Genomic DNA, 5,679 nt, shown 5'->3' with positions numbered 1-5,679 from the left:
TGTGTCCACAACGCGGGCCGTTCTCAGATGGCAGCCGGCTTCGTCCGGCACCTCGCCGGCGAGTCCGTCACCGTGCTGTCTGCCGGCTCCGAGCCTGCTGACCGGCTCAACCCTGTCGCCGTGGCAGCCATGGCCGAGCTCGGCATCGACATCGCCCAGAACCAGCCGCGGCTCCTCGAGACGACCGACGTCCGGCGCGCCGACGTCGTCGTCACCATGGGGTGCGGCGACACGTGCCCCGTCTATCCCGGCACCCGGTACGAGGACTGGGTGCTCGACGACCCCGCGGGACGCACCCTCGAGGAGGTCCGCCCGATCCGGGACGAGATCCGTGCCCGGGTCCGACGACTCGTCGAGAGCCTCGAGCCGGTCGACTGAGCGGAGGCGTCAGTCGACGCCGAGGTCCACGAGACTCTCGGCCACGAAGTCGCCGAGCTCTCGATGACCCGCAGGTGTCAGGTGGAGCCCGTCGTCGAGGTAGGGCAGGTCGAGCCCGACCGTCGAGACGTACGCCGCCCCGGCCCGGCCCGCGAGCAGCGCGAGCTGGGCGTCCACCCGCCGCGCCCCCCGTTCGCGGGCCGGCGCGGCGGCGGGCCCGACCACGACCACGGGCGGACCCTGCACGGACCTCATCACGCGCTCGAAGCCGGCCCGGACCGCCTCCGGCGTCTGGTCGACGTCGTTGAGCCCTCCTGCGATCACCACCAGATCCGCTCCGCCGGCCACGGCACGGGCAGCACGGGCGGCGAACCACGAGCCGTCGCACGGGCTCGCGGACCGGCTGAAGCCCGAACCGGAGAACGCGTCGACGTGGACCTGCCCCGACAACCGGGATGTCCAGGCGTCGCCGGCATCGTCCAGACCGAGCCCGGCGGACCAGGAGTCGCCGATCACGACGACCCGCTTCCCGGCGGGGGCGCCGACGACCCGGCGTGCCTCGGACTGCGACGTGAACCGCTCGCACCGCACGGCGTCGGCCCGGCTCTGCCCGAGGTCGGTGAGGAACGCCGCGCTGATCGTCAGGAGGAGCAGAACCACGGCCAGACGCGCCCGCCAGGAGACGTCCAGCAGACGTGGTCGGGCGACGCGACGTGCTCTCACCACCCCATGATCACTCCCCGCGGCGCCGAACGGTGAGAACCTGCGGAACAGATCAGGCCACGTAGACCTTCCGCAGCCGCTCGCGCACCTCCCACACCGTGCGATCGCCGGCGTGCAGGCGTACGGCGACTCCGGGTCGCAGCTCGAGGGCGCTACGGTCCTCGAACCGTACGGTCGCGTCCCCGGACAGCACCACGAACACCTCGTCGACCTCGGTGTCACGGACGGTGCCGGCAGTCATCTCCCAGATCCCGACCTCGGTGTCCCCGAGCGCAGCGAGTACGGCCGAGGCCGTCTGTGGCACCCCTGCGACGACGTCGCTCGGGTCGAGCGCGTCACCGGTGAGCGCGTGCGTCCGCACGTCGACGGAGACGACGCGGTCGTCGACGGGATCCATGTCTCTCACCCGCCCGTGAACGTCGAGGCGACGGCGGCGTTGTCGTCGCCCGAGCGGCGCAGCACCGCCCACACCACCGCGAGCGCAGCGAGTGTGAGGAGCAGCATCACGGTCGACACCGCGGCGATCTCCGGCCGCAGCCCGACCTTGAGCGACCCGAACACATAGACCGGCCACGGCGTGTAGCCGGGGACCTGGATGAACGAGGCGACGATCGTGTTGTCGAGGCTCAGCGTGAACGCCATCAGGGCGCCGGCGAAGATGCCGGGCCAGGCCAGCGGCATCGTGACCTGACGGAACCTGTTCCACGGGTTCGCGTACAGGTCGGCCGCCGCCTCCTCGATCTGCTCGTCCATCCCCCGCATGCGCGCCCGGACGATGAACGTGACCACGGCGAGCGCGAGCGAGGTGTGCACGATGACGAGCCGCACCATCCCGTTGTTGACGACCGAGAGCCCGCCGTCGGTCCCGAGCGTCACGAGCCACGGCAGGATCGCGATGCCGTCGATGACCTCCGGCGTGATCAGCGTGACCGCGAGCAGCGCGGTCAGCAGCCCCGCCCACCGGGCGCCGGACCGGGCGCGGGCGAGCGCGACACCGCCCACCGTCCCGAGCACGGTGGCCACGAGCGACGCGAGCACCCCGGAGACCAGCGACGTACGGACGGCGTTGCCGATGACCGGGTTCTCCCAGGCCCGCGTGTACGCGTCGAACCCGAAGCTGTCCCAGGCGCCGAGGAGTCGGCCGGTGTTGAACGAGTAGACGACGATCACGAGGATCGGCAGGAAGAGGAACACGAAGACCAGCACGCCGAGCACCGCGAGCGCGAGGTTCACCGGATCCGTACGGCGACGAGTGGCGCTCACGGCGTCACCTCCAGGTTCAGGTGGCGGGCTCGTCGTATGACCGCCCGTACGAGCAGGAAGGCCGCGGCGGCAAGCACCACCGTCAGCAGCACGAACACCATCAGCGTGACGGCCATCGCCGCCCCGAGCGCCCAGTTCTGGGCCGACGTGAACTGGCGTGCCACGACCTGGCCGATCATCGTGCCGCGAGCGCCGCCGAGCACCGACGCGGTGAGGAAGTCGCCCATCAGCGGGATGAACACCAGGAGGCAACCCGAGGCGATCCCCGGCAGCGTGTCGGGGACGGTGACGGAGAAGAAGGTCCTCCACCGTCCGGCGCCGAGGTCGCGGCTCGCCTCCCGCTGGCTCGGGTCGAGCCGCTCGAACACGACGTACAGCGGCAGGATCATCAGCGGCAGGTAGTTGTAGACGACGCCGAGCTGGACGGCCCCACGCGTGTAGAGGACGTCGAGCGGGCCGCTCAGGATGCCCAGCCACTGGAGTGCGTCCGACGCCATGCCGTTCGGCGACAGGATGATCTGCCAACCGAGCGTCCGGACCAGGAAGTTCGTCCAGAACGGCACGAGCACGAGGGCGAGCAGGAGCGGGCGCCAGCGCGGGTCGACCTTGACGGCCATCCAGTACGCGAACGGGACGCCGACCAGGAGGCACAGCAGCGTGCCGGTGGCGGCGATCCTCAGCGTTGCCCAGAACGTCGACATGAAGACGCCGTCGAGGACCTCGGCGTACCGGTCGAACGACAGGTTGTCCATGGAGACGGCGGTGAAGAGGTCGGGCTTCTCGCCGAACGAGTACCAGACGACCAGCGCCAGCGGGGTGAACACGAAGAACGCCAGCCACGCCCACACGGGGAACGACAGCCAGGCGCTCGTCGCGCGGGGACGGAGTCGCGACATCGTCCTCATCCCGCCTTCGCCTGGACGTGCTCGAGGATCGCGGTGAGACGGTCCTGGGCATCGCTCAGCGTGGCCGGCGTGAGTCGCGAGACCACCGCGTCCGACGGGAAGATCAGGTCGAGCATCTCCAGCTCCCACTCCTCGGCGAGGTCCCGTTGGCCGGTGATCCCGGTCGGGTAGCCGTTCCAGTCGACCTCGCCGATCGCGGTCTCGGGGTCGAGCATGAAGTTGATGAACGCGTGCGCGGCGTCGACGTGCTGCGCGCCCCGCGCGATCGCCCAGGTGTCGACCCACAGGTTCGCGGTCGGCGTCGGGTAGACGAAGCGCCACCGGTCGGGGTCGTCGGACTCGGAGAAGGCGAGCCGGGCGTCGCCGTTGTACATCTGCAACAGCGCGAGCTCGTTCTGGACGACGCTCTGCGTCGGTGCCGAGTTGAAGGCCCGTACGTGCGGGGCGAGCCGGCTCGTCAGGTACGCCTCCGCCGCGTCGAGCGCCTTCGGATCGGTCGTGTTCGGGTCGATCCCCTCGGAGCCGAAGTAGATCGAGGCGACCTCCCACGGGTCGTCGAGCAGCGACACGGAGCCGCTCGCCTGCCCCGCGGCGAGATCGAGGAAATCGCGCCACGAGGTCGGGTTGCCGTCCACCTTCGTCGTGTCGTAGGCGAAGCCCGTCGTCCCCCACGCCTTCGGGACGGCATGGGTGTTGCCCGGGTCCCAGGGTTGGTCGACGAACGCCGTCTCGAGGTTCGCGATGTTCGGGATCAGACGGTGGTCCAGCGGGGACAGGAGGTCGTTCGCGACCATCATCGGGACGAACTGGCCCGACGGGACGAGGACGTCGTACCCGCTGGTCCCCCGGCTCGCGCCGATCTTGGCGATCATCTCCTCGTTGGAGGCGAAGCTGTCGACCTGGACGGTGATGTCGTGCGAGCTGCGGAACGCGCGGATGTTGTCCGGGCTCTCGTAGTCGCCCCACGAGTAGACGTTGAGCCGGTCCTCGAGGGTTCCGTCGGGCACGGCGGTGGTCGCCATCGTGCGGCTGCCGCTGCACCCGAGCAGCGTCGCGGTGCCGATCGCCGCAAAGCCGCCGAGCAGCGCCCGCCTGCTGATCCGCCCCGCCTCGGCGCGCGGTGCGAGAACCCGCACCGTGGCGGGCGGGCGTCGGCGGGTCATCCCTGCTCTTCCGCGAACACGTGGACGGCGGACGGCTCCCACGTCGCCCAGACCGTCGACCCGGTGGCGAGCGCAGGCGACGTGGACGCAGGGGTCCTCGCCAGCACCTCCCGGCCTTCCTCGCCGAGCACGACGTGCTGCACGACGTCGCCGAGGAACGACGTGCTGGCGAGCGTGCCGGCGACGACGTTCGGCGCACCCACCACAGGCTCGTCGGCCGTCACCGTCACAGCCTCGGCGCGCACCGCGACGCGTGCCGCGACGCCGTCGTCCATGCCGTCGAGCGCGGACGACTCGGGCACGAAGGTGACGCCGTCGGCGATCACGGCACCGTCCTTCACGATGCCGTCGGCGAAGTTCTGGGTGCCGATGAACCCCGCGACGAACGCCGTCGCGGGCGCGCCGTACACCTCCTCCGGCGTCCCGACCTGCTCGATCCGGCCGGCGTTCATCACCACGATCCGGTCGCTCATCGACAACGCCTCGGCCTGGTCGTGGGTGACGAACACGAAGGTGATGCCGACCTGGCGCTGGATCAGCTTGAGCTCCACCTGCATCTGCTCGCGCAGGTTGCGGTCCAGCGCCGACAGCGGCTCGTCGAGCAGGAGCACGTCGGGTCGGTTCACGATCGCGCGGGCGAGCGCGACACGTTGCTGCTGGCCGCCGGACAGCTTCTTCGGGCGCCGTTCGGCGTAGTCGCTCATCCGGACCAGCGCGAGCGCCTCGCGGACCCGCTCCGCGATCACGGCCTTGGCGAGGCGCGGCTGGCCCGCCCGCCGCTGGCGCAGGCCGTACGCGACGTTCTCCGCGACGGTCATGTGCGGGAACAGTGCGTACGCCTGGAAGACGGTGTTGACCGCGCGCCGGTTCGGGGGCACGCCGACGACCGACGTCCCGGAGAGGAGGACGTCACCCTCGTCCGGCTCCTCGAACCCGCCGATCACCCGCAGCAGCGTCGTCTTGCCACAGCCCGACGGTCCGAGGAGCGAGAGGAACTCCCCCTCGGCGATGTCGAGGTCGACTCCGTCGACGGCGGTCACCGTGCCGTACGTCTTGCGGATCCCGCTCAGCGAGACCGTGGTGGTGGTCATGCGTACCCTTCCGTGTTCCCGTGTCAGCCCCCGCTGGTCGAACCCGCCGCGATCTAGGAGTCGAACCCGAGCCCTGCGGCGTCCAGGGCGCGGAGCCAGATGTTGCGGTGGCCTTCGCGGTGGTCCGCACGGTCCAGCGACCAGCGGGTGAGGTTG

7 protein-coding genes are annotated in these 5,679 nt (G+C 70.7%); 1 reads left to right on the top strand and 6 read right to left on the bottom strand.

The window, feature by feature from the left end; genetic code table 11:
* Window positions 1-378, top strand: a 378-nt coding sequence (locus tag PV363_RS15435) for an arsenate reductase ArsC (RefSeq protein ID WP_301022788.1), incomplete at its 5' end; no start/stop codon positions are given.
* Window positions 379-387: 9 nt separating this feature from the next.
* Here PV363_RS15435 and PV363_RS15430 read toward each other — a convergent pair.
* From PV363_RS15430 to PV363_RS15405, 6 genes are read right to left on the bottom strand one after another with little or no spacing between them, the layout of a single operon-like run.
* The gene (locus tag PV363_RS15430) at window positions 388-1,101 is read right to left on the bottom strand and encodes an SGNH/GDSL hydrolase family protein (protein WP_220342336.1); all 714 of its coding nucleotides are present in this window, start codon (window positions 1,099-1,101) and stop codon (window positions 388-390) included.
* A gap of 52 nt (window positions 1,102-1,153) precedes the next feature.
* The gene (locus PV363_RS15425; protein ID WP_220342337.1) at window positions 1,154-1,498 is read right to left on the bottom strand and encodes a cupin domain-containing protein; all 345 of its coding nucleotides are present in this window, start codon (window positions 1,496-1,498) and stop codon (window positions 1,154-1,156) included.
* A gap of 5 nt (window positions 1,499-1,503) precedes the next feature.
* Window positions 1,504-2,364 (bottom strand): ABC transporter permease, encoded by an 861-nt coding sequence (locus PV363_RS15420; RefSeq protein WP_301022787.1) that lies wholly within the window; start codon window positions 2,362-2,364, stop codon window positions 1,504-1,506.
* The gene (locus tag PV363_RS15415) at window positions 2,361-3,260 is read right to left on the bottom strand and encodes an ABC transporter permease (RefSeq protein WP_220342338.1); all 900 of its coding nucleotides are present in this window, start codon (window positions 3,258-3,260) and stop codon (window positions 2,361-2,363) included. Before PV363_RS15415 ends, PV363_RS15420 begins: the two co-directional genes overlap by 4 nt.
* 5 nt (window positions 3,261-3,265) lie before the next feature.
* A complete protein-coding gene (locus PV363_RS15410) occupies window positions 3,266-4,432 on the bottom strand; it encodes a spermidine/putrescine ABC transporter substrate-binding protein (RefSeq protein ID WP_220364778.1) in 1,167 nt (388 codons plus the stop codon).
* A complete protein-coding gene (locus PV363_RS15405; protein ID WP_220342340.1) occupies window positions 4,429-5,523 on the bottom strand; it encodes an ABC transporter ATP-binding protein in 1,095 nt (364 codons plus the stop codon). Before PV363_RS15405 ends, PV363_RS15410 begins: the two co-directional genes overlap by 4 nt.
* Window positions 5,524-5,679: the final 156 nt, after the last annotated feature.

Source organism: Mumia sp. (genome assembly GCF_028803055.1).
Lineage (GTDB): Bacteria > Actinomycetota > Actinomycetes > Propionibacteriales > Nocardioidaceae > Mumia.
Note: the sequence above shows the minus strand (reverse complement) of the source record. Positions and strands in the feature narration are given on the sequence as shown.

Excerpts from the sequence above, each read along its gene's own strand:
- PV363_RS15425 (WP_220342337.1), bottom strand. The coding sequence starts at position 1,498 with ATGGATCCCGTCGACGACCGCGTCGTCTCCGTCGACGTGCGGACGCAC.
- PV363_RS15415 (WP_220342338.1), bottom strand. The coding sequence starts at position 3,260 with ATGTCGCGACTCCGTCCCCGCGCGACGAGCGCCTGGCTGTCGTTCCCC.
- PV363_RS15410 (WP_220364778.1), bottom strand. The coding sequence starts at position 4,432 with ATGACCCGCCGACGCCCGCCCGCCACGGTGCGGGTTCTCGCACCGCGC.
- PV363_RS15405 (WP_220342340.1), bottom strand. The coding sequence starts at position 5,523 with ATGACCACCACCACGGTCTCGCTGAGCGGGATCCGCAAGACGTACGGC.